This is a genomic window from Chryseobacterium sp. BGARF1 (genome assembly GCF_001677955.1).
GTDB lineage: Bacteria > Bacteroidota > Bacteroidia > Flavobacteriales > Weeksellaceae > Chryseobacterium.
Map to the genome: position 1 here is coordinate 1 of NZ_LELA01000221.1, position 243 is coordinate 243.

Annotated in this window: 1 protein-coding gene; it reads left to right on the forward strand. The window is 30.5% G+C overall.

Translation table 11 applies throughout. The features are described from left to right. Positions 1 to 32 precede the first annotated feature (32 nt). The coding region (locus AB671_RS21685; RefSeq protein WP_185114163.1) for a transposase at positions 33 to 243 on the forward strand (211 nt) is incomplete at its 3' end.

A 243-nucleotide genomic window follows, 5' to 3' on the forward strand; every position in this document is an offset into this window, starting at 1 on the left:
TCAAAAGTTTTATCTTTATAAAAAACATAAAGATGAGCAGAAATTACAAGTTTCATAATCCCGAAGGATTATACTTCATAAGTTTTGCTGTCGTAGGTTGGCTTGATGTATTTATCAAAAATGAATACAAAGAAATTCTTTTAGAAAGTTTAAGGTTTTGCCAAAAGAATAAAGGGTTAGAAATACATGCATGGTGCATTATGTCAAGCCATGTACATTTGGTTTTTCGAAGTATCGATGGTC